This is a genomic window from Sphingomonas sp. ABOLE (assembly GCF_003950455.1).
GTDB classification, from domain to species: Bacteria; Pseudomonadota; Alphaproteobacteria; order Sphingomonadales; family Sphingomonadaceae; genus Sphingomonas; species Sphingomonas trueperi.
Genome location: NZ_QQWY01000001.1, coordinates 242321 through 267625 on the forward strand (window position 1 = coordinate 242321; position 25305 = coordinate 267625).

The 25305-nt window shown below is 68.0% G+C and carries 28 protein-coding genes; 13 read left to right on the forward strand and 15 right to left on the reverse strand.

Annotated features, from left to right (window positions below; all coding sequences use genetic code 11):
* Positions 1-27 precede the first annotated feature (27 nt).
* The 4 genes from CA234_RS01160 to CA234_RS01175 all read right to left on the reverse strand — a co-directional run bounded on the left by CA234_RS01160 (position 28) and on the right by CA234_RS01175 (position 4713).
* On the reverse strand, positions 28-783 hold the full coding sequence (locus tag CA234_RS01160; RefSeq protein WP_126000671.1) for an EAL domain-containing protein: 756 nt from the start codon (positions 781-783) through the stop codon (positions 28-30).
* A 149-nt stretch (positions 784-932) separates the two neighbouring features.
* Positions 933-2144 carry a methionine adenosyltransferase gene (gene metK, locus CA234_RS01165; protein WP_126000672.1) on the reverse strand — a complete coding sequence of 404 codons (1212 nt, stop codon included), beginning with the start codon at positions 2142-2144 and terminating at the stop codon, positions 933-935.
* Positions 2145-2217: 73 nt separating this feature from the next.
* Positions 2218-3777 (reverse strand): apolipoprotein N-acyltransferase, encoded by a 1560-nt coding sequence (gene lnt, locus CA234_RS01170; RefSeq protein WP_126000673.1) that lies wholly within the window; start codon positions 3775-3777, stop codon positions 2218-2220.
* 156 nt (positions 3778-3933) lie between these two features.
* On the reverse strand, positions 3934-4713 hold the full coding sequence (locus tag CA234_RS01175) for an alpha/beta fold hydrolase (RefSeq protein WP_125977189.1): 780 nt from the start codon (positions 4711-4713) through the stop codon (positions 3934-3936).
* Positions 4714-4838: 125 nt separating this feature from the next.
* Between CA234_RS01175 and CA234_RS01180 the strand changes: the two genes are divergently transcribed.
* Positions 4839-5822 (forward strand): LysR family transcriptional regulator, encoded by a 984-nt coding sequence (locus CA234_RS01180; RefSeq protein ID WP_125977188.1) that lies wholly within the window; start codon positions 4839-4841, stop codon positions 5820-5822.
* A 311-nt stretch (positions 5823-6133) separates the two neighbouring features.
* Here CA234_RS01180 and CA234_RS01185 read toward each other — a convergent pair whose 3' ends face one another.
* From CA234_RS01185 to CA234_RS01200, 4 genes are all read right to left on the reverse strand, one after another.
* On the reverse strand, positions 6134-6361 hold the full coding sequence (locus tag CA234_RS01185; protein ID WP_125977187.1) for a hypothetical protein: 228 nt from the start codon (positions 6359-6361) through the stop codon (positions 6134-6136).
* A 60-nt stretch (positions 6362-6421) separates the two neighbouring features.
* Positions 6422-6853, reverse strand: coding sequence for a group II truncated hemoglobin (locus CA234_RS01190; RefSeq protein WP_126000674.1), 432 nt, complete (start codon positions 6851-6853; stop codon positions 6422-6424).
* Positions 6854-6944: 91 nt separating this feature from the next.
* Positions 6945-7580: an opacity protein gene (locus CA234_RS01195; protein ID WP_125977185.1), complete on the reverse strand. Its 636-nt coding sequence runs from the start codon at positions 7578-7580 to the stop codon at positions 6945-6947.
* Positions 7581-7777: 197 nt separating this feature from the next.
* Positions 7778-8428, reverse strand: coding sequence for a DUF4893 domain-containing protein (locus CA234_RS01200; RefSeq protein WP_241213127.1), 651 nt, complete (start codon positions 8426-8428; stop codon positions 7778-7780).
* Positions 8429-8700: 272 nt separating this feature from the next.
* On the opposite strand from CA234_RS01200, the gene CA234_RS01205 reads away from it, so the two are divergent.
* Positions 8701-9237 carry a superoxide dismutase family protein gene (locus tag CA234_RS01205; protein ID WP_125977183.1) on the forward strand — a complete coding sequence of 179 codons (537 nt, stop codon included), beginning with the start codon at positions 8701-8703 and terminating at the stop codon, positions 9235-9237.
* A gap of 4 nt (positions 9238-9241) precedes the next feature.
* Here the strand turns inward: CA234_RS01205 and CA234_RS01210 are convergent, their stop codons facing one another.
* Positions 9242-10810 (reverse strand): MFS transporter, encoded by a 1569-nt coding sequence (locus CA234_RS01210; RefSeq protein ID WP_125977182.1) that lies wholly within the window; start codon positions 10808-10810, stop codon positions 9242-9244.
* Positions 10811-10891: 81 nt separating this feature from the next.
* On the opposite strand from CA234_RS01210, the gene CA234_RS01215 reads away from it, so the two are divergent.
* From CA234_RS01215 to CA234_RS01225, 3 genes are all read left to right on the forward strand, one after another.
* On the forward strand, positions 10892-11362 hold the full coding sequence (locus CA234_RS01215) for a low molecular weight protein-tyrosine-phosphatase (RefSeq protein ID WP_125977181.1): 471 nt from the start codon (positions 10892-10894) through the stop codon (positions 11360-11362).
* Between the two features lie 22 nt (positions 11363-11384).
* Positions 11385-12500 carry a zinc-binding dehydrogenase gene (locus tag CA234_RS01220; RefSeq protein WP_126000675.1) on the forward strand — a complete coding sequence of 372 codons (1116 nt, stop codon included), beginning with the start codon at positions 11385-11387 and terminating at the stop codon, positions 12498-12500.
* 161 nt (positions 12501-12661) lie between these two features.
* The gene (locus tag CA234_RS01225; RefSeq protein WP_125977179.1) at positions 12662-14041 is read left to right on the forward strand and encodes a methyl-accepting chemotaxis protein; all 1380 of its coding nucleotides are present in this window, start codon (positions 12662-12664) and stop codon (positions 14039-14041) included.
* A 15-nt stretch (positions 14042-14056) separates the two neighbouring features.
* On the opposite strand, the gene CA234_RS01230 is transcribed toward CA234_RS01225, so the two are convergent.
* Positions 14057-14527 carry a DUF4188 domain-containing protein gene (locus CA234_RS01230; RefSeq protein WP_125977178.1) on the reverse strand — a complete coding sequence of 157 codons (471 nt, stop codon included), beginning with the start codon at positions 14525-14527 and terminating at the stop codon, positions 14057-14059.
* A gap of 56 nt (positions 14528-14583) precedes the next feature.
* On the opposite strand from CA234_RS01230, the gene CA234_RS01235 reads away from it, so the two are divergent.
* Positions 14584-15141 carry a TetR/AcrR family transcriptional regulator gene (locus CA234_RS01235; RefSeq protein WP_241213129.1) on the forward strand — a complete coding sequence of 186 codons (558 nt, stop codon included), beginning with the start codon at positions 14584-14586 and terminating at the stop codon, positions 15139-15141.
* Here the strand turns inward: CA234_RS01235 and thpR are convergent.
* Entirely contained in the window at positions 15123-15659 is a 537-nt protein-coding gene (gene thpR / locus CA234_RS01240; protein WP_125977177.1) for an RNA 2',3'-cyclic phosphodiesterase, read from the reverse strand. The two genes, CA234_RS01235 and thpR, sit on opposite strands and share 19 nt — an antisense overlap.
* Before the next feature lie 161 nt (positions 15660-15820).
* Between thpR and CA234_RS01245 the strand changes: the two genes are divergently transcribed.
* From CA234_RS01245 to CA234_RS01255, 3 genes are all read left to right on the forward strand, one after another.
* Positions 15821-16588, forward strand: a complete 768-nt coding sequence (locus tag CA234_RS01245) for a Bax inhibitor-1/YccA family protein (protein WP_125977176.1) — start codon at positions 15821-15823, stop codon at positions 16586-16588.
* A 134-nt stretch (positions 16589-16722) separates the two neighbouring features.
* Complete coding sequence (locus CA234_RS01250) at positions 16723-17067, forward strand: hypothetical protein (RefSeq protein WP_125977175.1); 345 nt, start codon at positions 16723-16725, stop codon at positions 17065-17067.
* An 11-nt stretch (positions 17068-17078) separates the two neighbouring features.
* Positions 17079-18020 (forward strand): cation diffusion facilitator family transporter, encoded by a 942-nt coding sequence (locus CA234_RS01255; protein ID WP_126000676.1) that lies wholly within the window; start codon positions 17079-17081, stop codon positions 18018-18020.
* 39 nt (positions 18021-18059) lie between these two features.
* Here CA234_RS01255 and CA234_RS01260 read toward each other — a convergent pair whose 3' ends face one another.
* The gene (locus tag CA234_RS01260; RefSeq protein ID WP_164521671.1) at positions 18060-18431 is read right to left on the reverse strand and encodes a response regulator; all 372 of its coding nucleotides are present in this window, start codon (positions 18429-18431) and stop codon (positions 18060-18062) included.
* 146 nt (positions 18432-18577) lie between these two features.
* Between CA234_RS01260 and CA234_RS01265 the strand changes: the two genes are divergently transcribed.
* Positions 18578-18763 (forward strand): hypothetical protein, encoded by a 186-nt coding sequence (locus tag CA234_RS01265; protein WP_125977173.1) that lies wholly within the window; start codon positions 18578-18580, stop codon positions 18761-18763.
* A gap of 142 nt (positions 18764-18905) precedes the next feature.
* On the opposite strand, the gene CA234_RS01270 is transcribed toward CA234_RS01265, so the two are convergent.
* Positions 18906-19616: a hypothetical protein gene (locus CA234_RS01270; RefSeq protein ID WP_125977172.1), complete on the reverse strand. Its 711-nt coding sequence runs from the start codon at positions 19614-19616 to the stop codon at positions 18906-18908.
* A 6-nt stretch (positions 19617-19622) separates the two neighbouring features.
* Positions 19623-20828 carry a toxic anion resistance protein gene (locus CA234_RS01275; protein ID WP_125977171.1) on the reverse strand — a complete coding sequence of 402 codons (1206 nt, stop codon included), beginning with the start codon at positions 20826-20828 and terminating at the stop codon, positions 19623-19625.
* A 150-nt stretch (positions 20829-20978) separates the two neighbouring features.
* Between CA234_RS01275 and CA234_RS01280 the strand changes: the two genes are divergently transcribed.
* The 3 genes from CA234_RS01280 to CA234_RS01295 all read left to right on the forward strand — a co-directional run bounded on the left by CA234_RS01280 (position 20979) and on the right by CA234_RS01295 (position 24507).
* Positions 20979-21488, forward strand: coding sequence for a DUF3237 domain-containing protein (locus CA234_RS01280; protein ID WP_125977170.1), 510 nt, complete (start codon positions 20979-20981; stop codon positions 21486-21488).
* An 86-nt stretch (positions 21489-21574) separates the two neighbouring features.
* On the forward strand, positions 21575-23416 hold the full coding sequence (typA, locus tag CA234_RS01285; protein ID WP_125977169.1) for a translational GTPase TypA: 1842 nt from the start codon (positions 21575-21577) through the stop codon (positions 23414-23416).
* A 275-nt stretch (positions 23417-23691) separates the two neighbouring features.
* A complete protein-coding gene (locus tag CA234_RS01295) occupies positions 23692-24507 on the forward strand; it encodes a hypothetical protein (RefSeq protein WP_241213130.1) in 816 nt (271 codons plus the stop codon).
* Between the two features lie 60 nt (positions 24508-24567).
* On the opposite strand, the gene CA234_RS01300 is transcribed toward CA234_RS01295, so the two are convergent.
* Entirely contained in the window at positions 24568-25128 is a 561-nt protein-coding gene (locus tag CA234_RS01300; protein WP_126000677.1) for a hypothetical protein, read from the reverse strand.
* Between the last annotated feature and the right edge of the window lie 177 nt (positions 25129-25305).

Below are 25305 nucleotides of genomic sequence, written 5' to 3' on the forward strand. Positions count from 1 at the left end.
GATGGTGACGCTCGGGCTAACACCATATCAGGCGGCTGCAGCCGGGCGTTCGATCCGGGTGGGCGGGAGCATGCCGGGCATCGGCGGCGCGACCAGATCGCCCTGGAGGTGGAAGATGCCGAAGCTGCGCAGCCGGCGTAGCACGCCCTCGTGCGACACGCCGTCGGCGATCACGCGGATGCCCTGTTCGCGCAGGCGCGGCGCCAGCTCCTCCAGCATCAGCCGGCGCGACCAGCTGGCGTCGATGCCGTTGACCAGATCGGGATCGAGCCGCACCATCGCCGGGCGGTAGCGCACGCAGGGGCTGAAGCCGATCGGGTCGTGCCCGAGACCGAGGAAGGCGGTGAGCGCGCCCGCGCGGGCATGGCCGTCGACCAGGTCGGCGAGCTGCTGGCCGGGCACGTCGGCAAAGCCGTGGATGCCGAAGATCATCCGCTCGGGGATCAGGCCGGTGCGCTGCCCGGCCAGGGTGGCGGCGGTCAGCGCGGCGCCCGCCGGGGCGGCGTTGGGCGCATGGATCGGGATCAGCAGGCGGGCGGTGGTGGTGCCGAGACCCATCTCCATCGCCCTGGTGACCGCGCCGGCGGCGACGCGGCGGTCGAGCTCGGCATGGCGGTCGGCGGGGATCCGGGCGAGGATGTCGTCGCCTTCCTCGCCGTCGGGGCCGCGTAGCACCGCCTCATAGGCGAAAACGCGGGCGGTGATGACATCATGTACCGGTCGAAATGCGAGATGCAGGCCTGGTGCCGGCGCGGCCTGCCAGTCCTCCGTGTCGAGAACCATTGCTACTCCCTCCGTTGCCCGTGTTAACCATGACGGGCCCCACAAGGCCTTATAGGTCGCAGGCGAAACAAGGGGATGGGAGGGCATGAAAAAGCCCCGCGCGGCGGGTGCCGGCGGGGCTCTTTTCATCTTCGGATCAGAAAGCCCGATCAGGCGGCGAGTGCGGCCTTCAGGTCCTCGACCAGGTCGGTGCGCTCCCAGGGGAAGAAGTCGCCCTCGGGCTTGCGGCCGAAGTGACCATAGGCAGCGGTCGGCTGGTAGATCGGCTTGTTGAGGCCCAGGTGGGTGCGGATGCCGCGCGGGGTGAGGCCGCCCAGCTTCTCGATGCCCTGGATCGCCTGCTCGATCTTGTCGTCGCCGACGGTGCCGGTGCCGTGGGTGTCGACATAGAGCGACAGCGGCTTCGACACGCCGATGGCGTAGGCGAGCTGGATCGTGCAGCGACGGGCGAGGCCGGCCGCGACGATGTTCTTCGCGAGATAGCGGGTGATGTACGCCGCCGAACGGTCGACCTTGGTCGGATCCTTGCCGCTGAACGCGCCGCCGCCGTGCGGCGAAGCGCCGCCATAGGTGTCGACGATGATCTTGCGGCCGGTCAGGCCGGCGTCACCGTCCGGGCCGCCGATTTCGAACGAGCCGGTCGGGTTGATGTGATACTCGGTCGCGTCCGAGAGCAGCTCGGCCGGAAGCAGGTCGGCAACGACCTTCTTCACATAGGCGTGGAGCTCGGCTTCCTTCTCGCCCTGGTCATAGCCCGGGGCGTGCTGGGTCGAGACGACGATGGCGGTCGCGGCGACCGGCTTGCCGTTCTCGAAGCGCAGCGTGACCTGGCTCTTGGCGTCCGGCTCGAGGAACGGCGCCGCGCCCGAGTGGCGGTCGGCGGCCATGCGCTCGAGGATCTTGTGGCTGTAGTCGAGCGTCGCCGGCATCAGGTCCGGGGTCTCGTCGCAGGCGAAACCGAACATGATGCCCTGGTCGCCGGCGCCTTCGTCCTTGTTGCCGCTCGCGTCCACGCCCTGCGCGATGTGCGCCGACTGGCCGTGCAGGTTGTTCTCGAAGCGGAAGGTCTGCCAGTGGAAGCCCGACTGCTCATAGCCGATGCGCTTCACCGTCTCGCGGACGGTCTTCTCGATCTCTTCCTGCGCGCCCGGGGCCCATTCGCCGTTCTCGTAGACGCCCTTGCAGCGGATTTCGCCGGCAAGCACCACGAGCTGGGTGGTGGTCAGCGTCTCGCAGGCGATACGCGCTTCGGGATCCTTCGACAGGAACAGGTCGACGATCGAGTCGGAAATCTGGTCGGCAACCTTGTCGGGATGGCCTTCGGAAACGGACTCGGACGTGAAGAGATAGTTGGAACGCATGTAAATTCCTCAGGTTGGGAAGGAGCGCCGGGCCGTTGCCATGCCCATATAAAGCTTTCCTTATATGTGCTCCCTAGCGGGCGAAGCGCCGATATGCAATCGCGAACAACCCCGTAAGCGCCGCGACCAGCAGCACCATCCAGTTGCCGGTCCGCGAGAACAGCGTCGGCGGCAGCGAGCGGGGGAGCGGCAGGCGGATCGCGCCCGCCTGGTTCGGTGGGATCGTGCCGAGCAACCGGCCATGGCCATCGATCAGCGCCGAGATGCCGGTGGGGGTGGAGCGAAGGATCGGCAGGCCTTCCTCGATCGCGCGCAGCCGGGCCTGTGCCAGATGCTGCGGCGGGCCCCAGCTGCCGAACCAGGCGTCGTTGGAGGGATTGAACAGGAAGTCGGGGCGATGCGCCTCGTCCACGACCTGTCCCGAGAAGATGATCTCGTAGCAGATCTGGATGCCGGCATTGCCGAAGCCGGGCACGGCAATCGCGCGTGGGCCGGGGCCGGGCAGGAAGTCGACATCACCCATCACCAGCCGGGCGAGGCCGAGCGGGGCGAGCAGGGTGCGCATCGGCAGATATTCGCCATAGGGCACCAGATGCGCCTTGTCGTAGCGGCCGCCGAGCATGCCGTCGGGCCCCAGCGCCCAGACCGAGTTGCCCGCGCCCTGCAGCTGGTTGTCGCGGCCGAACTCGAGCGCGTTGCCGCCGATCAGCGCTTGGTCCCAGGGACCGAGCACCGCGCCGATGCGGGCGCGGACCAGGCGCGGGTCCTGGCGGTACCATTGCACCGGATAGCCGTCCTCGACGAAGTAATCGACCATGCCTTCCGGCCAGACGACGAGGCGCGGCAGCGCGCCGGGCTTGCCGCTGAGCGCGATCATCCGGTTGAGCAGATACTCGGCATAGTCGGGGCGGCTGACCGCGTCCTGGCCGATATTCGGCTGGACGATTACCACCTCCTTGCCGCTGGCGGTGCTGATGCAGCGGATCCGGTCGCAGCGATCCGACCAGGCGAGGTTCAGTGCGAGCAGCGCCACGGCGGCGACGAGCAGCGGGCGGTACTGGCGCTGGAAGGCGAGGTAGAGGCTGCCGGCGACCGCGACCGTCACGCCCGACAGCGCGTAGGTGCCGATCAGCGTCGCGAGGTTGCGCACCCCCGGCACCGGCACCCAGACCACGGCCAGCGGGTTCCACGGATAGCCGGTGAACGCCACCCCGCGCAGCCATTCGGTGACGATCCAGGCGGCAGCGCCGGCGAGGACATAGCCGAGGTCCGGCTCGACCCAGCCCGAGCGGGGCTTCACCTTGCGCGCGAACGCCCAGGCCGCGCCCATCGCCAGCGCCGGATATACGGCGAGGTACAGCGCCAGCAGCACGACGGCGACATAGCCGAGCGCAGGCGGCATCTTGTCCTGGAAATCGAAGGCGTGCTGGATCCAGTTGTCGCCCAGCGTGAAATGGCCGAGCCCGAACAGCCAGCCGCGGAGCAGCGCGCTGCGCAGCGTGGGCGCGGCATGGACCAGCGCGAACAGCCCGGCGAAGCAGAGCAGGGTAAGCGGCCACCAGCCCAGCGGCGCGAAACCGGTGGCGGAGGCGATGCCGAGAAGGAGCGAGGCGAGCAGCGGACGGCGAAACATCGCCGGCGGGCCTACACGAAGCTTGGGGCCAGGGGGAGAGGCGTTGCGCGGCGCGGCGGGAACGCTGTGCGCGCGGCGGCAGGACGCCGCCGGGCGCGTGTGACGCGGATGGGCGAGCTGGGACTCACGGCCGTCCGGCGGCCCGCATCCCGGTGTTCAAACCAGCGGCGCGGCAAAGTCCGTGATGTGTCGGGCGACGACAGCCGGTGCCTCCAGCGGCGACAGGTGACCGGTGTCCGGCAGGATGTAGAACGAGGCGTGCGGAATGCGCGGCAGCAGTTCGGCCGTCAGCGCCGCAGGGGTGTCGATGCGATCGCGCTCGCCGGCGAGGACCAGCGTCGGCACGTCGATCCGTCCCACCATGGCCGTGATGTCCTCCAGGCTCGTCGCACTGGGCCAGGCCTTCTTCGCCTGCGGCGCGGCGCGGAGGCTGTCCGCGATCACCTGCGCGCGGTCGCGCGGATCCAGCGGGTTGCCGGCGAGCACCCGATCGATCGTTTCTGCCACAGCGCTCTCCGAATCATAGGCGCCGGCCATCATCTCGCGGGCGAGATCGGGCAGCGCGATCGGCGTCGGCGGTGCCGGCGCGACCAGGACGAGGCCGAGCAACCCGTGCGGGCGCTGCGCGGCGATCCACTGCGCCACTTTCCCACCCATCGAGTGCCCGACGAGCACATAGCGTTCCAGGCCCAGCGCATCGATCACGCCCAGCGCGTCGGCCGCGAGATCCGCCAGCGCATAGCCGCTCGGCGGCGCATCGGAATCTCCCCACCCGCGATGGTCTGTCGCGATCGTGCGAAAGCGCGCCGCAAGCCGCGCCGTGACGTGCCGCCATGTCCGTGCCGAACCACCCCAATAGTGGAGGAAGACCAGCGCCGGCGCGCCACTCCCCTGGTCCTCGACGTTGATCCGGATGCCGTTGGACGCGACCTTCATGCTTGTGCCTTCCCGATGTTGCGGCGGCTGTCTGCCGTCGGGCGGGATGTAGGACGCGTGGGACTGGTATATAATCGGCGGATTGTTATCATCATCTGATAACCATTGGATATAATTGCCGTCGCATGGATCGCTTCACCAGCATGGCCGTCTTCGTCGCCGCGGCCGACGACGGCAGTCTGATCGCCGCCGCGCGGCGGCTCGGTCTTTCCGCCTCGATGGCGGGAAAGCATGTCGCGGCGATCGAAGCCGATCTCGGCGTGCGGCTCATGCAGCGAACGACGCGCAGCCTGGTGCTGACGGAGGCCGGACGCGCCTATTACCTCCGCAGCAAGCGGATATTGGAAGACTATGCGGATGCGCGGCGGGAAGCCGCGGATGCGCGCGAAACGGTCCGCGGCGTGCTGCGCGTCGCTGCGCCCTTCACCTTTGGCGAGATGCACCTGAGCGGCGCGATCGGCCGCTTCATGGCGCGCCATCCCGAGGTCTCGGTCGAGGTGCTGCTGGACGATCGCTATGTCGACCTGCCGGCGCAGGGGATCGACGTTGCAATCCGGATCGGCCAGCTCCGCGACTCCGATCTCGTCGCGCGGCGTCTCGCGTCCTGCAAGATGCTGTTCTGTGCTGCCCCGGACTTCATCGGGCGGCACGGCCTTCTCCAGACGATCGAGGCGTTGCGCGAGGCGCCGCGTTTGGTGTTCAGCGATGCAGTGTCGCCGGGCGACTGGAGCATCGGTATCGCGGACGGTGGGCGACAGGGGATCGACGGGCCCGTTCGGCTGCGGGCGAACAACATGAAGATGCTGCTCGCCGCCGCACGGGACGGCCTGGGGATCGCCTATGGCCCCAGCTTCGTGTTCGACGACGATCTTGCAGCCGGCAGGCTCGTCGCGCTCATGCCCGAAGGCGAGACCGCCGATCTCGCGATCCAGGCCGTGTATCCCGCGACGCGCTACCTTCCCCTGAAAGTGCGAAGCTTCGTCGATCACCTCGTCGAGACTTTCCGCGGTGGCTTTCGAAACACGCAGGCATCAGGCGCCGGCGGGCGTCCGATGCAGCAGCTCGAACCGCCCGGGGCAGATGGCGAGCAGCCGATCTCGGCCGATTGACCCCGTGCGGTGGCGGGCAGCGGTCGGATGCAGGGGCGCGCGCGCCCGGTGCCCAGCAGCGAGGCGCAAGCCTTACCGCAGCGCCGTGCGTTCGCCGCCAATGGGCCCGGCTGCTGCTGCTGCGGGGCGGCGGCGGGGGCGGCGGTGTCGGTGCCGGGCAGCGCCCAGCGCAGGCCCGCCGCAGCGCCCGTTGTGCCGCTTGCCCCACCCCCGGAGTTGCGGGCCTGCCGGGGTTCAACGCCCGGCAGACCCGTCCCCCGCGCTTGCGCGCTGCGGGTAGCACGAGAGGGGGTTAACCCGCGCCGCCCGTTTCAAACCGCTCCCTTCGCCGCCGGGTCCGTGTCGCTGACCGGTCGTTCGACCGGCCGCGTCGGCCGATGGCAGTGGTGGCAGAAGGCGAAATCGAACAGGTGGCTGAGCACCCATGCCTGCTCGGCCACGCTCCATTCCGCCCACGCCTCGCGGGTCACCCCCAGGCGGCCGCAATGTTCACAGGCGACTTCCAGCGGCGTATCGACGGGGGTGATCCGCGCGTTCATCACGCGGCCCCTTGTAGCGCATCCGATGAGGGTGGCGGCGGAGACCTGCTCCGAAGCGGATCAACCGGCGGCGGCGGCAGTAGCGGCGGCCTCGGCGGCGGTGCGCGCCTGCACCGCCATGGCGCGGCACATGCGGTGGAGCGCCTCGCTCATCTGGCGGGCGGTTTCGGGTTCTATGCCCGGATCGGCGGCAATCGCACGGTCCATCGCGTGCGCCCATTGCGCCGCGGTCTGCGCAGTGACGGCAAGCTGGCGGTGGAAGCCCATGATGCACATGCCCGGCCGTGCTTCGAACCAGTCGCGCGGGCCGCCGAGCCAGGCGACCAGGAAGCGGGTGAGCGAGTGGCGGAGCGCGGTCAGGTCCGGCTGGTGCATCGCGTGGAGTGCCGCATAGGCGGGGTCCTGCTCGACCAGGTCGTAGAATCGGTCGACGATGGCGCGGACGGATTCCTCGCCGCCGACGCGGTCGAAGGGGAGGGACGATTCGGACATGGCAACGCGCCCTAGCCGAAAATGGCGGGTGCGGCTTGACGGGAATCAAGGGGATGCCGCCCTCCCCATGAAGGGAGGGCGGTGGACCCGATCAGAAGTGCGCGATCACACCCGCCATCGGGCGGAAGCTCTTCGCATCGCTGAACGTGTTCATCTCGAGGCGCAGGCGCAGGCCGCTGTTGCCGGTGATGCCGCCCAGGCCGATGTCCTTCGGGCCGACTTCGACGCCGACGCCGTAGGTCATCGCGTGATAGTCACGGTTGGTGTTGGCGTTCTTGTCGAAATTGACCCACTGATAGCCGACCTTGCCGTAGATCAGGCCGCTGTCGCCAGCACGCAGGCCGAAGCGGCCGGCGGCGCCATATTCCCAGTCGATATCGCCGCTGACGCCCTTGGCGACGTTACCTTCGGCGCCGACGAACACCGGGCCTAGCGGCACGTTCACGCCGGCGACGCCCTGGACCATCGCGCCGTCGAGGCGATAGCGGTTCGGCTGGATCGGGATGCCGGCGTTCGGCTGACGGTCGAACTGCTCCCAGCCGCCGAGCACGCCGACATAGGGCTCGATGCCGAAGGCCTTGGAGCCGTCCGGCGAGGTCGGGGTGCCGCTGTCCTGCGCGGCGGTCGTCTCCATCGTGCCGGAACCGGTGGTGGTGTCCTGCGCGAAGGCGGGGACGGCGAAGGGGAGCGCGGCAGCTGCTGCCGCGACGGCAATGATCTTACGCATGGGGGATAACCTCTACGCTGGTGAAACACACATCTTCCGGCCCGGGCCCGCCACAACAGGCGGAGCGGCCGGAGATGGGCGCACAATGCCCGGGCTGCGTCCAAGGTTGCATCGCCGCGCAGCATTTGCGGCAAAGGTGTTGCACTGCGGCAACGGTTCCTGTCGCCCCGATGAACAAACGTTTCGATCCGCCCCAGTCAGGATCGGCCCTTGGGCTGGACGTCCGCCGGCACGGGCGTCAACTCATAGACGTCGACGCTGCCCGGCACCGCGCCGTGTACCGCGAGACGCCAGCGGAAGGTGCCGAACCGTTCGACCATGCCCACCACGTCGCGCGCGCCGGAATTGCCATAGCCGATGTCGTTGGCGCCGGGCTTGGCCTGGCGCGCGCCGAGGAACACGTAGCGCTTGCCGTCCGGAAACACATAGCCGGCGACGATGTCGGTGCCGGTCTGCTTGGCGAGGCCGAGCGGGGCATCGTCCTTCAGCTCATTCGTTGCGGAGATATAGCAGAAGCCGGCGGGGCTCGGCTGCACCAGCGCGCGGCCGGCGGGTCCGGGCTTCAGGTGCAGGGTGCGGCAGCGATAGGAGCCGGGGGGCAGCGCCGGGTGCGGCTGGCCGGCATCGGGATCCAGCACCGCGCCCTGCAGCTTGCGCACCGGCGCGCGCACATTCTCGTACAGCTGGCGCCAGCTGGCCGGCAGGTTTTCCAGCCGCGGCATGTCGGCCTCGGCGATGCGGGTGCGCCACAGGGGGGGCGGCGGCGGCATCTCGACGACCGCGATCGGGCGAAGATCCGTCTTGGTCGTGGCCGCCTGGCAAGCGGCGAGCATGGGCAGAGCGAGCATCGCAAAGGCGAGCCGGTGCATGATACTTCCCCTGTGAAACTTTTGGCCCTGTGAACCTGCGGGAGGCGCTTTGCCGCGACAGTCCCACGAAGCAAAGTCGTAAATGAAGGTTAACGAAAAGTAAAAGCTGCGGTGGACGTGTGATCTGGTGCGGCGAACCGAAGCAATCGGTCGTACGCGACTGGCGGATGGACCGAACCACCCCGCGAGGCCCTTGGAACCGCGGGCAAGAAGGCCCATTACGCACCAAGGACATCGCCGGGAGATTGAAGATGAAGGCTTGGGGAATCGGCGCAGGCGCGGCAGCGATCGGGATGCTGCTGGGCGGCTGCGCGACGACGCAGCAGAACGAACGCTACATGGCCGGCCATTTCCGCGCCCAGGCGGAACTGCACGATGCGGGCGGCAAGGTGGTGGGCACCGCGGTGGCCGAGCAGGTCGAGGGATCGATTCGCGTGCTGGTCGACGTGAACGGCATCTCGCCCGGGCCGCACGGCGTGCATGTCCACACCACCGGCGTCTGCACGCCGCCCGATTTCGCCAGTGCCGGCGGGCACTGGAACCCGGGCGCCACCAAGCATGGCAAGGAGAATCCGATGGGTCCGCATGCCGGCGACCTGCCCAACATGAAGGTGGACGAGAAGGGCCAGGGCCATCTGCGCTTCACGCTCGCCGGCGGCAGCTTCGAGCAGCTGATGGACCAGGACGGCGCGGCGCTGGTCGTCCATGCCGGCGAGGATGACTACAAGAGCGATCCGGCCGGCAACAGCGGCGGCCGCATCGCCTGCGGCGTGTTCCAGACGGTCTGAGCGGTCACACGGCCTCCCCGGCGGCGCGGGCGCGGGCGAGCTTGCTCGCCTCCGCCGCCGGCAGCAGCCGATAGGCGGCTCCGATCGCAGCGAGCGCGAGGGGCACGCTGGCGAGCAGCGCCAGCACCCCCGTCGCAAGATCGCCGGTGAGCGTCGCGATCCGCCCGGCGCAATAGGGGCCCAGCGCCAGGCCGATCAGCGTCGTGCCGATGAAGAAGGCGGCGGTCGCGGTGCCGCGCATGCGGGGCAGCACCAGGTCCTGCGTCGTCGCTGCGGCGGCACCGAGCCCGCCACAGATCAGGAACTGCGCGAGCGGCAGCATCACATAGGCGGTGCTGAGGTCGCGCGCGGTGAACAGCAGCATGATCGGCAGGATCGGCGCCAGGCAGGCGAAGAGCAGTATGTGGATCCGCCCCACCGGGCTGCGCGCGCGCAGCGCATCGGCGAGGCGGCCGGCGATCGTCACGCCGAGGAACCCCGCCAGCGCCACCGGCGCACCGATCCAGAAGCCGAGCGACCCCAGCTGCTCGGGCGGGATATCGAAGGCGCGGCGGAGGAAGCTCGGCGCGAACCCGGCCATCGCATAGGCGAGGAAGGTGTTGAGGCCGTACGCCAGTACCACGCACAGAAAGGCGGGCGTGCCGACGATCAGCGCATAGGTCGGCGGGTCGCGCCGCTTGAGCGCGGTCGCCCAGCTGAACACCGCATAGACGCCGATCCCCACCGCGATCCATTGCGCGGGCGGCTCGCCGAGATGGACGAGCAGCGCGACCAGCCCGGCGACCAGTGCGAGCACGGCCAGGTTGCGCGCCAGTGCCGCCGGACCCAGCCGCGCGGCGCCGATCAGCGTGAAGGGCGGAATGATGGTCAGCAGCTCCTGGAAGAAGGCGCGAAACGGGGCCGGGTGGGGCGGGGTCTCCATGCCCTCGGAAAGCCCGCGCGGCGGCTCGCGCAGCGTGACGATCCACGCCGCGACGAGCAGCCCCGGCACGCCGACCGCGAGGAACGCCGCCTGCCAGCCGACCAACCCCAGCGGTCCGCCGCCCGGATAGGCCTGGTCCCAGCGCTGGACGATCAGCGCGCCGAGGAACAGCGACAGGCCGCCGCCGAGATAGACGCCCGAGGAATAGAGCGCGAGCGCGGTGGCGCGCAGCCGTTTCGGGAACCAGTCGGAGATCAGCGAATAGGCGGCGGGCCCGGCGGTCGCCTCGCCGATGCCGACCCCCATCCGCGCCAGCCCCAGCACCAATCCGGTGCGCGCGAAGCCGGACAGCGCGGTCATGCTCGACCAGAGCGCCAGGCCCGCCGTCATCAGCCGCACCCGGTGCCAATTGTCCGCTAGCCGCCCCAGCGGAATGCCGAACAGCGCGTAGAACACCCCGAATGCGGTGCCGTACAGAAAGCCGATATCCTGGTCGCGCAGCCCCAGGTCGCGCTTGATGTCGTCGGCGAGGATCGCAACAATCTGCCGATCGATGAAGTTGAGGATGTAGACGAGCAGCAGCAGCGACAGCACATACCACGCATAGGGGGTCGCCTTCGCCCCGTCGGGCGGTGGGGGCATGCTGACCATATCCTCTCCTTCGGCGTTGTGCGTGCCGTTGCCAGTCAGGCTAGCAGAGCGTACCCGTTTTACGAAAGGATGATTTTCACGATGGCCGAACCGGCGTTCCTGTTCGTCTGCTTGGGCAATATCTGCCGCTCGCCGCTGGCTGAGGCGGCGTTTCGCGCGGCGGCGGAAGATGCGGGTGTGGCGGTGATCGCCGACTCGGCGGGGACGGGCGGCTGGCATGCCGGCGAGCAGCCCGATCGCCGCTCGATCGCAGCCGCGGCCAAGCACGGCATCGACATCACCGGCCAGCGCGCACGCCAGGTGACGCGCGAGGATTTCGACCGGTTTGACCATATCCTCGCGCTCGATCCGCAGAACCTCGCCGACCTGCGCCGGATCGCGCCCGACGGCGCTCGCGCCCGGCTGCGGCTGCTGCTCGATGCGGTACCCGGCTGGGAAGGCCGCGCCGTCGACGATCCCTATTATGGCGGGCCGGAGGGCTTCGACCGCACCTGGGCCGAGGTGCGTACGGCGGCCGACCGGCTGGTAGAAGAACTCGTACAAACGCGTTGAACAAACCGAAGGAGAGGAATCCATGGCATTCACCGGACGCGAACTGCGCTCGACGCTGGGCGAGGACGGCACGCTGCGGCTGTCGTTGGAGCAGGTGACCTATGACGACCCGGCCGCGGACGAAGTGATCGTCCGCATCGAGGCGGCACCGATCAATCCGAGTGACCTCGGCCTGCTGCTCGGCCCCGCGCAGGTCGATACGCTGCGTACAGACGGCGATGCGCTCGTGTTCGAAGTGCCGAAGGGCCGGCTCGGCAGCATGAAGGCGCGGCTCGGCCAGTCGATGCCGGTGGGCAATGAAGGCGCGGGTACCGTGGTCGCCGCCGGGGCCGATGCCGCTGCGCTGATGGGCAAGCGCGTTTCGGCGGTAGGCGGCGCGATGTTCGCCGACTATCGCGTGCTCAAGGCCCGCGACGTTGTCGAACTGCCCGAAGGGACGGCGGCGGCGGACGGCGCGGCGATCTTCGTCAATCCGCTGACCGCGCTCGGCTTCGTCGAGACGATGCGGCGCGACGGGCACAGTGCGATCGTCCACACCGCCGCGGCCTCGAACCTGGGGCAGATGCTGCAGAAGATCTGCCTCGCCGACGGGGTGCCGCTGGTCAACATCGTCCGTTCCGAGGAACAGGCGGCGATCCTGCGCGACATCGGCGCCACCCATGTGGTGAACAGCCGCGACGAGGATTTCCGCGCCAAGCTGACCGATGCGGTGGCCGAGACCGGCGCCACCGTGGCCTTCGATGCGATCGGCGGCGGCTCGCTGGGCAGCGACATCCTCCAGGCGATGGAAGCGGCTGCGGTGCGCAAGATGACCGAATATAGCCGCTATGGATCCGAACAGTTCAAGCAGCTCTATATCTACGGCGCGCTCGACATGGCACCGACCACGCTCAACCGGCTGGCCTTCGGTTTCCAGTGGAGCGTCTCGGGCTGGCTGCTGACGCCGTTCCTGCGCCGCGCGGGCATGGAGGCGCTGGGGGCGATGCGGCAGCGCATCCTGGCCGAGCTCACCACCACCTTCGCCAGCCGCTACACCCGCACCATCGGGCTCGCGGAGGCACTGCAGCCGGACGTGCTGCGCGCCTATGAGCGCAAGGCGACCGGCGAGAAGTTCCTGATCGATCCCGGGCGGGATTGACCCGGGCCACCCTCTCATTTCGGGTTGAGGGTTTCAGACAAATTGTTTCCGACACATGTCAGAATGAACTTTATCAACCTCTACTCCTCTACAATGCAGCTGGGTGGGCGCAACGCGGGGCCGGCGGAGCAAGTCAGGCACCCGACGGGTTAGGGACGAACATGCTGCACTGGTTGGAAGTAAAGGCTCCCATTCGGGAGAAGCTGAAGGTCACCTTCGGCGCGATGATCGGGATCATGGTGGTCCTGGCCGTTTTGAACCTGGTGCTGCCGCACTGGGTGATGCTGGGGCTCAACGTGGTGGTAATCGCCACCGCCTTCGTGCTCACCCGCATGTTCGCCCGCGTGATTGCCGATCCCTATGTCGCGACCGTCGTGCGGATGGAGGGCCTCGCCGCCGGCGACCTCGCCGCGCCCATCGCGCATACCGAATATGAGGATTGCGTCGGCCGCATCTCGCGCGGGATGCTCGTCTTCCGCGATGCCGCCGTCGCGCAGCGCGAGGCCGCCGAGCAGCAGGCCGAGGTCGTGCGGGTGCTCGGCCAGTCGCTCGAGCGGCTCGCCAAGGGCGACCTGACCGCCGACGTCACCGCCGATTTCCCCGGCACCAATGCGGTGCTCAAGACCAATTTCAACGAAGCGCTGGCCGCACTGCGCGAACTGGTACGCTCGGTCGCGACGTCGGCGGAGACGATCAGCACCGGCTCCGCCCAGATCGCGGTTGCCTCCGAGGATCTCTCGCGCCGCACTGAAAGTGCCGCTGCGAGCCTCCAGGAAACCGTCCACTCGATCGCCGAGATGGATCAGCGGCTGCGCAGCACCGCCGGCAGCGCCAGCCAGACGGTGGCGCGCGCAGACGGCGCGATCGCGTCGGTCCAGGCCGGCCGCGACGTCGCCGACGAGGCGGTGTCGGCGATGAGCCGGGTGTCGGAAAGCGCCAAGGGCATCGACGACGTGATCGAGGGTCTCGACAAGATCGCCTTTCAGACGCGCGTTCTCGCGATGAACGCCGCCGTCGAGGCCGGTCGCGCCGGTGAGGCCGGGCGCGGCTTCGCGGTGGTCGCCGACCTCGTCTCCGCCCTGGCGATGCGCGCCGAGGAGGAGGCTGGCCGCGCCCGGGATCAGCTGACCACCACCCAGGCCGACGTTACCGCGGCGGTGGGCATGGTCCAGCGCGTTGACGATGCCTTCGCCGCGATCGCCACCGACGTGCGCGAAGTGCACGGCCTGCTCGGCAGCATGGCGACTGCCAACCAGGCCCAGGCCTCGTCGATCGGCGAGATCAGCACTGCCATCACGGTGATGGACCAGGCGACCCAGCAGAACGCCGCGATGGTCGAGCAAACCTCTGCCGCCGCCCGCAACCTGAGCGGTGAAGTCGAGGCGCTGAAGCGTTCGGCCCAGGCCTTCAACGTGGGCGAGGGACACAATCCGCGGATGAGCCTGCCGCTGCAGCGCCCGAATCTGTCGAAGCGCGGCGGCGCGGGTGGTCGGCCAGCCCCGGCTCCCGCGATGGCGGACGGCGACTGGGCGTCGTTCTGACGACGCCCGCCCGGCTTAGCCCTCCATCCCCATATGGGCGTGGAGGCGCTGCCGAGAGGACATCAGCGTGCCCACCGGCTTGGCAATCGGCGCGAACATGCCGAGCCCGAGCCGCTGGCCGGGCAGGTTGACGTACACCGCCTCGATGCCGCGCGCGCTATAGGCCTCGTGCCAGAAGCCGGCCCCCTGCGGGTCCTTGAGGAACTCGCGCCACCAGATGCTGTGCGGCGCGCTGCGGGTGAAGGCCTCCAGGCTCGGCAGGTCGCGCCAATATTGGCGGAAGCCGACATGGTTCCAGCCGAACAGCATCCCGTCCTCGGCGAGCAGCCCGTCGGGCGGGTTCTTCTTGATCTCGGCCAGCCCGCGGCCGATCCGCAGCATCGCGGGAAGTGCGCGCCAGCGGCGCAGCTTGAATCCCAGGATCACGACAATCAGTTCCGGATAGGCCGCGAGATCGACCGTCTCGCGGAGCGTGTTGGCTTGCATGGCGAGTCTCCTTGTTTACACTGTACACGATACGGGCAGTTTACGGTGTAAACAAGATGGAAACTGCGGACGGACTGCGCGCGCGTCTGATCGACGCCGCGACCACATTGCTGGACGAGCAGGGCGAGGCCGGGGTGACGCTGCGCGCGCTGGCCAAGGCGACCGGCGTATCGGCGATGGCGCCTTATCGGCACTTCGCGGACAAGGCGGCCCTCCTTGGCGCGGTGGCGGAGGCGGGGTTCGCCGAACTCGCGGCGGTGCTGGCCGAAGCAGACCGCGCCGAGCCGGCCAAGGCGGCACTGGTCTCGCAAGGCATCGCCTATTTCCGGTTCGCGCAGGCCCACCCGGCGATGTTCCGGCTGATGTTCGGCGGCAATCCCGGCTGCGCGGTGCAACCCAAGCACTATGGCGAGGCCTTCGCGATCCTGTCGCGCCGCGTGGCGAGCCTGACGGGCGGCGATCCCGGCCCGGCGACGCTCGCCGCCTGGGGGGTGGTGCATGGCCTGTCGACGCTGGCGCTCGACGGCAAGGTGCCCGCCGAGGACGGCATGGTCCGCGCCGCGATGGCGCTGGTGGCGGACGGCGTTGCGGGCGCTCAGCCCCGCAGCTTGTAGCGTTCGATCGCCTCGTAGCTCGCGCCCTCGCGGCCGAGATGGCTTTCGTAGAGCAGGAAGCTGTCGACGGTGAAGAGCGCGCTGGCGAGCCCGGCATGCGCCTCGAGGAAGCGCTCGTTGGCGCCTGCCTGTGCGTTCATCCGGGCCAGCGTGATGTGCGGCAGATAGGCGCGGCGTTCGGGCGCCAGGCCGGCGCGGACCAGCGCCTGGTCGATCTTGTGGTGGAGCTGCGTTACCGTCTCGTGCGGCCGCAGCCCGGCCCAGAGCGCGTTGGGCCGCCCGCGCGAGTCGAACTCCCCGACGCCGGCGACCGCCAGCTCGAACGGCGCGAAGCGGACCGCGCCAAGCGCGAGCGCGATGTCCTCCGCCACCGGCCGCTCGACCTCGCCGATATAGCGCAGCGTGCAGTGGAGTTGCTCGTCGCTCTGCCAGCGCGCGCCGGGCGCGCCGCCCGCAAGGCCGAGCAATTGCGCGCGAATCGCAGACGGAGGGCGGAAGCCGACGAACAGACGATGCATCACCAATATTCTAGCCGACCCGCTAGCTTGTTCAAAGCGAACGAGAAGTCTTCGCCGCCTCTGTTTCGAAACGTTGCTGGGCCCGGTTTCGCTTGAAAACCCCTGTGGCGAGGCCGATATTCCAGCCATCCGGCACTGCGCCGGGCAAAGGAGTTTTTCGAATGGCTAACTGGTCCGATCCCCGCACGAGCGAGTCGCCCTTCGCGACCGCGAGTGCACGCGCCGCGGCGCATGACGCGGGGCTCCGGTCGTACATGCTGTCGGTCTACAACTACATGCTGTCCGGCGTGCTGCTGACCGGCATCGTCGCGCTGGCGTTCGGCAAGGTCGCCTCGCTGCAGGCGCTGCTGTTCCAGGTGGTGGAAACCAGCCGCGGCCTGTCGCTGCAGCCGACGCTGCTCGGCTGGGTGGCGATGCTCTCGCCACTGGCGATCGTGTTCGCGATGAGCTTCGGCCAGAGCCGCATGTCGGAGGGCACGCTCAAGGTGCTGTTCTTCGCCTATGCCGGCCTGCTGGGTGCGTCGCTCTCGACGATCTTCACCACCTATACCGACATGTCGATCGCCCAGGTGTTCTTCGGCACCGCCGCCGGCTTCGGCGCGCTGAGCCTCTATGGCTACACCACCAAGAAGGATCTGTCGGGCTTCGGCACCTTCCTGATCATCGGCTTGGTGGGGCTGCTCGTCGCGTCGATCGTCAACATCTTCCTGCAGTCGGGCGTGATGAGCCTGGTGATCAGCGTCGTCGGCGTGCTGATCTTCGCCGGCCTCACCGCCTATGACACGCAGAAGATCAAGAGCATCTACAGCTATGTCGCCGGCACGCCGGAGCAGGGCAAGGTCGCGATCATGGGGGCGCTGAACCTCTATCTCGACTTCATCAACATGTTCCTGTTCCTGCTGCGCCTGTTCGGCAGCTCGCGCGACTGATCCCGCGCGGAACGGAAGACAAAGGGGCCCGGCGGAGCGATCCGCCGGGCCTTTTGTTTTGCGTGGTCGGGCAGGCACGGAACGCGACTCCCGGCATGTCCGTTTAATCCGGGTAACGCTCAGGAGAGTGCAGCATGACCAACAATCCCCTCGACCCTGCGATGGACCGGATGTCGGTCGCTCCCGACCCCCGCGCCGATGACGACGCCAAGGGCGCGGCGCATTCCGCCGATGCCGGCACCGATTCCTCGATCGAGGAGCGGCTCGCCCGCGATCCGGCGAGCAAGGAAGCCCGTCTCGATCGCGCGCTCGACGAGTCGATGGACGCCTCCGATCCGCCCGCCTCGACCCAGCCGGTGCACAACAACGACATTCCGGAAAGCTCGGGTTATGACGCTAAGGCGGAAGCCGATCGCGCCGAGGGCAAGGAGGACAAGGGCCTGATCGACAAGGCCCTGCACAAGCTCGGCCTCGACTGAGGCCGGCGCGTATGGCCGCGTCTCCCGCGTCGGGCTGGCGCGCCAATATCGTTCTCTATGCGGCGCTCGCCGCCAATGTCGGGATCGCCGTCGCGAAGTTCGTTGCGGCGGCGATCACCGGCTCGTCCTCGATGCTCACCGAGGGCGTGCACAGCCTGGTCGACAGTTTCAACCAGATCCTGCTGCTCTACGGCCAGCGCCGCGCCAAGCGCCCTCCTGATGCCGAACATCCCTTCGGCTATGGCCGCGAACTCTATTTCTGGGCCTTCGTCGTCGCGATCCTGATCTTCGGGCTGGGCGCGGGCGTATCGGTCTATGAGGGCTGGCTCCACATCCTCGACCCGGAGCCGCTGCGCGACCCGCTGGTCAATTACATCGTGCTCGGCATCGCCACCGCGATGGAGGGCACCAGCTGGGTCATCGCGATCCGCGAGTTTCGCGCAGGCAAGGGCGATTGCGGCTGGTGGAACGCGATTCGGGAATCGAAGGACCCCGCCGGCTTCATCGTGCTGTTCGAGGATTCGGCGGCGCTTGCCGGGCTGGTCGTCGCGGGCGTGGGCGTCTGGGCCAGCCATGCCTGGGGTGACCCGCGGATCGATGGTGCGGCCTCGATCGTGATCGGGCTGATCCTCGCCGCGGTCGCGACGCTGCTGGCGCGCGAGGCCAAGGGCCTGCTGATCGGCGAGCGCGCCAACCCGGAGCTGATCGCCCAGGTTCGCGCGATGCTGGAGGCCGAGCCGCGCATCACCGCCGTCAACCATGTCCGCACCATCCACACCGCGCCCGATCGCGTGTTCGTGGCGATCAGCGCCGATTTCGACGACGGCCTGGCGATGGGCGAGGCCGAGACGCTGATCGAGCGGATCGAGGCCAAGCTCAAGGCGGCGCTGCCCCAGCTCAGCTCGATCTATATCCGCCCGGAAAAGCGCGAGGATGCCGAGGTGGTGGCCTAGCGATGGATCCTCCCCCTGGCGGGGGAGCATCCATCGGATTCAGTCGCCCAGCGCGCCGAGAAGTTCGTGCATACGCAGCGGCTTTTCGAGCAGTGTGGCATAGCCGGTCGCTTCCGCCTCGGCGGTCAGCCCGGGGCTGGGATAGCCGGTCATCAGCACCGCGCGGCCGGTCCAGCCCCGCGCGTGCAGCGCCCGCAGCAGGGCGATGCCGTCGCTGTCGGGCAGGCAGTAATCGGCGACCAGATAGTCGGCGCTGAGGGACGCGGGATCGGCGAGCGAGGCCCCGGCGACGCTGTGCGCCCGCACCTGATAGCCCTGCCCGTGCAGCAGCAGCTGGGTCGACCGGCGCACGCCGTCATCGTCTTCGACGAGCAACACGCTGGGGCGTTGGATGGGGGAGGGAGTGGTCATGGAGCGCGCCTGATCGCATCGCCTGCCACGGCGCGGCGGCGGGGTCTCTACGCAAAGCTCCTAGGGGGTCGGCCGGTCCGATGATGCGCTCCGCTGGCCCAAGGGGCGGTTGCGGGCTTTGGCGGGATACGGCACCTTGGCCAGCGATGTTCTTCGACGAGAATCGCGTCTGGCCCCGGCCGGAACCGCCGCGGCCCGTGCCTTTGCCGCCGGGCCGGCGCGAGCGATTCCTGACGCGGATGTTCCTCGTCTACGCGCTGGTCCTGCTGCTGCTGCCGGTCAGCGCGAGCGGGATCGCCGACCTGATCCGGTATCTGCTCGCCTTGCTCTGATGGTGCATGTTCCCCTCCCGCTTGCGGGAGGGGCAAGGAGAGGGGACGTTGCAGCTTGGGCCGCGCCATCTCCTCGTCAGTCCCTCCCCCGAGCCCTCCCGCAAGCGGGAGGGGAGCGCGGGTGGAGAGGGGCGCGCCTCGCTTAGCCCAGTTCGTCGTCCTTGTACTTGATCTGCAGGAAGTTGCCGCGGGTCGCGAACGCGTCGAGATCGCCTTGGGCGAGCTGCGCGGTCATCTCGGCGATTTCCTCGTCGATCACCTGCAGCCCCTGCGCCAGCTGCTGGTCGGGCGTCATGCCGTTGCGCGGCACGGTGCGCAGCGGCTCGGGCACGCGGCCATAGCCCTTGACCAGCTCCGGCAGCTGCTCGCCGATCAGCTTGCGGACCTCGTTCGCCGCCGGCGAGGCCTCGTCCAGCCGCGCGAGCTGCGGCGCCAGCGTTTCCAGCTTCACCCCGATCGAGTCGACCAGCGTGCGGGCAGGCGCGGGCAGGGCCAGCCGCTGCGTCTCCAGCCAGCGTTCGGTGGTGGACGGCAGCGCCTTGAGCGGCACCTGCACCAGCTGCTCGACGCGCGGCGCGCTGGTCACCGGCAGCGACGCGAAGACCAGCGTCGCCAGGATCAGCAGCGCCATCACCGCGAGTGCGCCGAACATGCCGAGCGGCACGAACATGCCGATCGTGATCGCGGCGATGAGAATCACCGCATCCGCCGCCGCGATCCGCCCGAGGCGTGCGAGGATCTCCGCCTCGCGCCGCTTGCGGGTGCGGGTGGCGAGCGCGCCTTCGGTGCGGGCGCGCGAACGCTCGATCAGTTCCTCGCCACGGGCGAGCAGGCGGTCCACGTCACTCGGCATCGCGGCTTACATCGCCTCCAGCTTGAAGCCGTCGGTCGGGCCGCCCAGCCGGTTCTGCTCGGCACCCTCGGCGCGGGCGATATAGCCCTTCGACTTCTCGACCTCGCTCGACAGCGTGTTGACCGTCACCTTCATGCTGTCGAGCGCCTTGAGCTTGAAGGTGTCGATCGCGTCCATCGTGTCGTAGATGTTCTGGAACGCGCGCTGCAGCGTCTCCACGGGAATCGTCGCGCTCGCCGCCTGTTCGTGGATCGCTGCGGTCTGGCTCTTGAGCAGCTGGCCGGTCGATTCGATCAGGTTGGCGGTGGTGGTGTTGAGCGCGGTGATCTGGTCGAGCACCAGCTTCTGGTTGTTCAGCGCCTGGGCGACGGTCACCGCGGTGCGCAGCGCCGAGACGGTGGTGGTCGAGGCGCGGTCGACGCCCTTGATCAGCTCGACATTGTTCTTCTTGACCAGATCGAGCGCGAGATAGCCCTGCACCGTCACCGCCATCTGGGTGAGCAGGTCCTGGGTGCGCTGGCGGACGTAGAAGAGCGCGGTCTCGCGGATCGCCTTGGCCTTGGCGGGATCGGTGTGGTCCAGCTCGTTGGCCTTGTCCTCGAGCTTTTCGTCCATCGCCTTGGACAGATAGATCATCTGCTCCAGCCGCCCCATCGCGTTCCACAGATTGGCGCGCTCGGTGGCGATCGCGGCATTGTCCTGCAGCAGCTCGTCCTTGCCGTTGGCCAGGCTCTTGAGCACCGCGTTGATGTGGCTCTGCGACGACTGGTATTTGCGGAAATAGTTGGTCAGCCCGCCGCCGCCGAAGATCTTCGACAGGAAGCCGTCCTTGCCGCCGATCAGCTTGCCGTTGCGCGAGGGATCGAGGTCTTCCACCGTCTTGCGCAGTGCCAGCAGGTCTGCGCCGACGCCGCCTTCGCTGCCCATCGCGCGGACCGGCCGATCGAGGAAGCGGTTCGACTGCCCGGCGGCGTCGCGGATTTCCTTCTGGCCCATCGCCGCGATCGCATCGACGCGCTTGCCGAACTCGGGCGAGTTCACGTCCTGCGCGATCAGATCGTCGATGAAGCCGTCGACGCGCTTGTCGAGCTCGGACTTCTTGGCGTCTTCGACCGGCACCAGCCCGGCAGCCTTTTCGGGCGCCACGACAGGCACGGGATCGGGGGGCGTGAGCACCAGACCCTGTTCTGCGGTATCCGTCACAGTCGCCATCGTCGCTTCTCTCTCCAACTCCGAGGGGATAACCATGCAGGCGAAGCACGTATCCCGCAAGTGTGTCATGTAGCTAGGGCACCCGCGATTGCAACTTGACCGGCCGAGACCCCGCGCATTGTATTGGCGCATAGCAAAGGGGAGGGGCGGATGCAGCGACGCGACATGCTGGGGGCGATGGGACTCGCAGGGCTGGCGGGCGGTATTGCCCCCGATGCGGAGGCGCCGCCGGAGGCAAGCTTGGCGCTGGAGTTCGCCTATGACGCCATCGTCACCCTCGGCGCGGCGACCCCCGTGGGCCGCACGCCGTACGGCGTTCGCAACCGCATCCCGATCACCGGCGGCAGCTTCGAGGGGCCGCGCATTCGCGGCACCGTGCTGGCGGGCGGCATGGACTGGCAGCTGGAGCGCCCCGACGGGATGCTCGACATTCATGCCGACTATATGATGCAGGTCGAGGACGGCACGCTGATCCATGTGATCAACAAGGGGCTGATCAGCCGCGATCCCAAGCGCCCTTATGTGCGCACGACTCCCTGGTTCGAGGTGCCGGATGGTCCCCATGGCTGGCTCAACCAGTCGATCTTCACCGGCACGATCGGCACCCCGCCAGAGGGCAAGGGGCCGGCGGTGCGGATCACGATACATCGAATCCTCTAACGGGAAATACGGGGGCCTTCCCGCGACGCACCATTTCCGCTATGGGCCCGCCCGTACGCGCGCTTCCGCGCCAATCAGGAAATCGCATGAACCTCCGTAACGTGGCGATCATCGCACACGTCGACCATGGCAAGACCACCCTCGTCGACCAGCTCTTCCGCCAGTCCGGCACCTTCCGCGACAACCAGCGCGTCGAAGAGCGTGCGATGGACTCGAACGACCTCGAGAAGGAGCGCGGGATCACGATTCTCGCCAAGCCGACCTCGGTCGACTGGTCGCCCGACGGCACCGAAGAGAACAGCATCCGCATCAACATCGTCGACACGCCCGGCCACGCCGATTTCGGCGGCGAGGTGGAGCGCATCCTGAGCATGGTCGACGGCGTGATCCTGCTGGTGGATTCGTCCGAAGGCGCGATGCCGCAGACCAAGTTCGTGACCGGCAAGGCGCTGAAGCTGGGCCTGCGTCCGATCGTGGTCGTCAACAAGATCGACCGCGCCGATTCGCGCGTGCAGGAAGTGCTCGACGAAGTGTTCGACCTGTTCGTGACGCTGGAGGCGACCGACGAGCAGCTCGACTTCCCGGTGCTCTACGCCTCGGGCCGCAACGGCTATGCCTCGGACGATCCCGAAGCGCGCGAGGGCACGCTGACCCCGCTGTTCCAGAAGATCGTCGACCATGTGCCGCCGCCGCAGGTGGACCCGGACGCGGAGTTCAAGTTCCTCGTCACGCTGCTCGACCGCGACAACTTCCTCGGCCGCATCCTCACCGGCCGCGTCGAGAGCGGCACGGTGCGCATGAACCAGCCGATCCACGCGCTGGATAACGAAGGCAACATCATCGAGACCGGTCGCGCCTCGAAGATCATGTCGTTCCGCGGCCTCGACCGCGTGCCGGTGGAAGAAGCCAAGGCGGGCGACATCATCAGCCTCGCCGGCCTCGCCGTCGCCACCGTGTCGAACACCATCGCCGACACCTCGGTCAGCGTGCCGCTCCAGGCGCAGCCGATCGATCCGCCGACGCTGTCGATGCGCTTCGCCGTCAACGACTCGCCGATGGCGGGCCGCGAGGGCAGCAAGGTGACCAGCCGCATGATCCGCGACCGCCTGTTCCGCGAGGCGGAATCGAACGTCGCGATCAAGATCACCGAGAGCGACGAGAAGGACAGCTTCGAAGTCGCCGGCCGCGGCGAACTTCAGCTCGGCGTGCTGATCGAGACGATGCGCCGCGAGGGCTTCGAGCTCGGCATCAGCCGTCCGCGCGTGCTGTTCCGCGACGGCGAGAACGGCCGCGAGGAGCCGTATGAGACCGTCGTGATCGATGTGGACGAGGAATTCTCGGGCACGGTCGTCGACAAGATGAACCAGCGCAAGGCCGAGATGACCGACATGCGTCCGAGCGGTGGCGGCAAGACCCGCATCACCTTCTCGGCCCCGTCGCGCGGCCTGATCGGCTATCACGGCGAGTTCCTGTCGGACACCCGCGGCACCGGCATCATGAACCGCCTGTTTGAGAAGTACGGGCCGTACAAGGGCAAGATCGAAGGCCGCAAGAACGGCGTGCTGATCTCCAACGGCGCCGGTGAAGCCCAGGGCTATGCGCTGGGTCCGCTCGAAGAGCGCGGCATCCTGTTCGTCGGCCATGGCGAAGCGCTGTATGAAGGCATGATCATCGGCGAGAACGCCAAGACGGAAGACCTCGAGGTCAATCCGATGAAGGCGAAGCAGCTGACCAACTTCCGCGCTAGCGGAGGCAAGGACGACGCGATCCGCCTGACCCCGCCGAAGAAGATGACGCTGGAACAGGCCATCGCGTACATCGACGACGACGAGATGGTGGAAGTGACCCCGAAGAACATCCGTCTGCGCAAGCGCTTCCTCGATCCGAACGAGCGCAAGCGCCAGAGCCGGGCGAAGTCGGCCGCGTAAGCACTTCCGATACGGTGAAGAAAGGGCCCCTGCCGGCGACGGCGGGGGCTTTTTCTTTTGGGAGTTTGGGCGTCCTCCACCAGAGCGTTTCCATGGGCGGCGGCCCGGCGCTGATGTACGCGGCGGATGCGCTGCGGGTCTATGACCCGTTCGCGGACGGCAACGGCGGAGACGCAAGTGCCGCAGATGGAACCTAACGGGAACAAAATTCTGTCCTACAGCAGGTAAAATCGGTACAGGCTTTCCGGTTTCCCATCTTCAGGGAGTCGGAAGCAATGCAGAACCGAGTGCCCGTCCCGCGCGCGGCGCGCGACCTGCCGGACTTCGATCCGGTGCCGCGCCAGCGCAATCGCCACGATGGCTGGACGCCCGAGCGGCAAAAGGCGTTCATCGAAGCGCTCGCCGATACCGGATCGGTGCGGCGCGCAGCCAACATGGTCAACATGGCGCAGGCCAATGCCTATGCGCTGCGCCGCGCGGCAGGCGCGGAGGGCTTTCGCCGCGCCTGGGACGCGGCGCTCGACTTCGGTCTCGCCCGTCTGAAGGACGAGGCGTTCACCCGCGCGATCGAAGGCGAGCTGATCCCGGTGTTCGACCGCGGCAAGCTGATGGGCTTTCGCCGCAAGCGCAACGACGCGCTGCTGATGTTCTGCCTGCGCCATTACGGCCAGGATGCGAACGGCAAGCGGACCACCATCAACTATTTCTCCGCCCGCGCGGCGGCGGGAACGGGCGAAGGCGGGGCGGGCGCGGCGGCGAGCACGACGACGGTGCGCACGGTGATCACCGGCGATGGGGCAGGCGACAGCATGGCGGCGCGCGACGACCGGACGGCGGCTGCGCTGGAGTCCTTTGCCGGGGTGACGCTCGATGCCGAGGCGCAGGCGGCGATCAACGCGGCGCTGGAGGCCTGTGCCGCGCGCCGGGCGGCGGCGGACGCGCAGATCGCGCTGGGTGGCGAGGACGCGATCGACGCGCTGGAAGCCGATCCGGAGGAGCATTTCATCCGGCTGGGCGAGGATGCGCTGCCCTGGCGCGGCGTCATCGAGCCGCCGAGCGAGGTGGAGGATGCGGGAGATTGGGAGGCGTAGCTCCGCGTGGCCGTTCGTCGGTGGGTAGGGGATGGCAACTCTCGCCCCAGATTCGGACGTTCAGCGCATTCGATCCGTCAGCTTCTTGATTGCGATCCAGACATACAGCCCCGACATGACGCCGCTGCCTATGAGCCATGCCCATGCGCCAGGAGAGCGGTCATTCGCAGTGACGCTGCCGAAAAAAATAGCTCCGCTGAGGATGAGCGCGAAAACAACAAAGGGCCAGTTCAGTGCAGCCCTTGCATCCCGCCGCGCCTCTGCCGCTCCCCTAGGCGGAGTGATGGCTGGTCGATCGCTCACGAGGCGGCGAGGCGTGGTGCTGGCCCAAAGGAACCAAGCACACACTCCTAAGACTATAGCCGCTACGAGAAGAGATTCTCCCCATTCAGGTACGGAAACGAGATCCGACAACAACGTCCAGAGCGCTATGACAGCAATGATGATGCCTATCGCCTTCCAACGGCCTGTTCGTCCAGCAGCTCGCTCCCATCCTTTGATAAGGTGATCATACTCCTCGTCGCTGATGAGTTTTCCGCCAATCTTCCGCGAAGGGTAGACAAGATAGCCGCCTTCCACGCGTGTGAACTGCTTCTTGAATGCGCCACTCGTATCAAACATCCGGTCACCTCCCGCGGAACATGATGCCGCGCCCTACGTCCGCTTTCCACCGATTATGTTGAAAAACCCGCCCTTGAAGTCGCGGTGACGGTCTGATTCACTCCAGCCGGTTGGCGGGAGACGTTTGGATGATGGGCGAGCGAACCGTGCCGCAGGAGTCGCTGTTCTACAGCTTCA

Excerpts from the sequence above, each read along its gene's own strand:
- CA234_RS01160 (WP_126000671.1), bottom strand. The coding sequence starts at position 783 with ATGGTTCTCGACACGGAGGACTGGCAGGCCGCGCCGGCACCAGGCCTG.
- metK (WP_126000672.1), bottom strand. The coding sequence starts at position 2,144 with ATGCGTTCCAACTATCTCTTCACGTCCGAGTCCGTTTCCGAAGGCCAT.
- lnt (WP_126000673.1), bottom strand. The coding sequence starts at position 3,777 with ATGTTTCGCCGTCCGCTGCTCGCCTCGCTCCTTCTCGGCATCGCCTCC.
- CA234_RS01175 (WP_125977189.1), bottom strand. The coding sequence starts at position 4,713 with ATGAAGGTCGCGTCCAACGGCATCCGGATCAACGTCGAGGACCAGGGG.
- CA234_RS01180 (WP_125977188.1), top strand. The coding sequence starts at position 4,839 with ATGGATCGCTTCACCAGCATGGCCGTCTTCGTCGCCGCGGCCGACGAC.
- CA234_RS01185 (WP_125977187.1), bottom strand. The coding sequence starts at position 6,361 with ATGAACGCGCGGATCACCCCCGTCGATACGCCGCTGGAAGTCGCCTGT.
- CA234_RS01190 (WP_126000674.1), bottom strand. The coding sequence starts at position 6,853 with ATGTCCGAATCGTCCCTCCCCTTCGACCGCGTCGGCGGCGAGGAATCC.
- CA234_RS01195 (WP_125977185.1), bottom strand. The coding sequence starts at position 7,580 with ATGCGTAAGATCATTGCCGTCGCGGCAGCAGCTGCCGCGCTCCCCTTC.
- CA234_RS01200 (WP_241213127.1), bottom strand. The coding sequence starts at position 8,428 with ATGCTCGCTCTGCCCATGCTCGCCGCTTGCCAGGCGGCCACGACCAAG.
- CA234_RS01205 (WP_125977183.1), top strand. The coding sequence starts at position 8,701 with ATGAAGGCTTGGGGAATCGGCGCAGGCGCGGCAGCGATCGGGATGCTG.
- CA234_RS01210 (WP_125977182.1), bottom strand. The coding sequence starts at position 10,810 with ATGGTCAGCATGCCCCCACCGCCCGACGGGGCGAAGGCGACCCCCTAT.
- CA234_RS01215 (WP_125977181.1), top strand. The coding sequence starts at position 10,892 with ATGGCCGAACCGGCGTTCCTGTTCGTCTGCTTGGGCAATATCTGCCGC.
- CA234_RS01220 (WP_126000675.1), top strand. The coding sequence starts at position 11,385 with ATGGCATTCACCGGACGCGAACTGCGCTCGACGCTGGGCGAGGACGGC.
- CA234_RS01225 (WP_125977179.1), top strand. The coding sequence starts at position 12,662 with ATGCTGCACTGGTTGGAAGTAAAGGCTCCCATTCGGGAGAAGCTGAAG.
- CA234_RS01230 (WP_125977178.1), bottom strand. The coding sequence starts at position 14,527 with ATGCAAGCCAACACGCTCCGCGAGACGGTCGATCTCGCGGCCTATCCG.
- CA234_RS01235 (WP_241213129.1), top strand. The coding sequence starts at position 14,584 with ATGGAAACTGCGGACGGACTGCGCGCGCGTCTGATCGACGCCGCGACC.
- thpR (WP_125977177.1), bottom strand. The coding sequence starts at position 15,659 with ATGCATCGTCTGTTCGTCGGCTTCCGCCCTCCGTCTGCGATTCGCGCG.
- CA234_RS01245 (WP_125977176.1), top strand. The coding sequence starts at position 15,821 with ATGGCTAACTGGTCCGATCCCCGCACGAGCGAGTCGCCCTTCGCGACC.
- CA234_RS01250 (WP_125977175.1), top strand. The coding sequence starts at position 16,723 with ATGACCAACAATCCCCTCGACCCTGCGATGGACCGGATGTCGGTCGCT.
- CA234_RS01255 (WP_126000676.1), top strand. The coding sequence starts at position 17,079 with ATGGCCGCGTCTCCCGCGTCGGGCTGGCGCGCCAATATCGTTCTCTAT.
- CA234_RS01260 (WP_164521671.1), bottom strand. The coding sequence starts at position 18,431 with ATGACCACTCCCTCCCCCATCCAACGCCCCAGCGTGTTGCTCGTCGAA.
- CA234_RS01265 (WP_125977173.1), top strand. The coding sequence starts at position 18,578 with ATGTTCTTCGACGAGAATCGCGTCTGGCCCCGGCCGGAACCGCCGCGG.
- CA234_RS01270 (WP_125977172.1), bottom strand. The coding sequence starts at position 19,616 with ATGCCGAGTGACGTGGACCGCCTGCTCGCCCGTGGCGAGGAACTGATC.
- CA234_RS01275 (WP_125977171.1), bottom strand. The coding sequence starts at position 20,828 with ATGGCGACTGTGACGGATACCGCAGAACAGGGTCTGGTGCTCACGCCC.
- CA234_RS01280 (WP_125977170.1), top strand. The coding sequence starts at position 20,979 with ATGCAGCGACGCGACATGCTGGGGGCGATGGGACTCGCAGGGCTGGCG.
- typA (WP_125977169.1), top strand. The coding sequence starts at position 21,575 with ATGAACCTCCGTAACGTGGCGATCATCGCACACGTCGACCATGGCAAG.
- CA234_RS01295 (WP_241213130.1), top strand. The coding sequence starts at position 23,692 with ATGCAGAACCGAGTGCCCGTCCCGCGCGCGGCGCGCGACCTGCCGGAC.
- CA234_RS01300 (WP_126000677.1), bottom strand. The coding sequence starts at position 25,128 with ATGTTTGATACGAGTGGCGCATTCAAGAAGCAGTTCACACGCGTGGAA.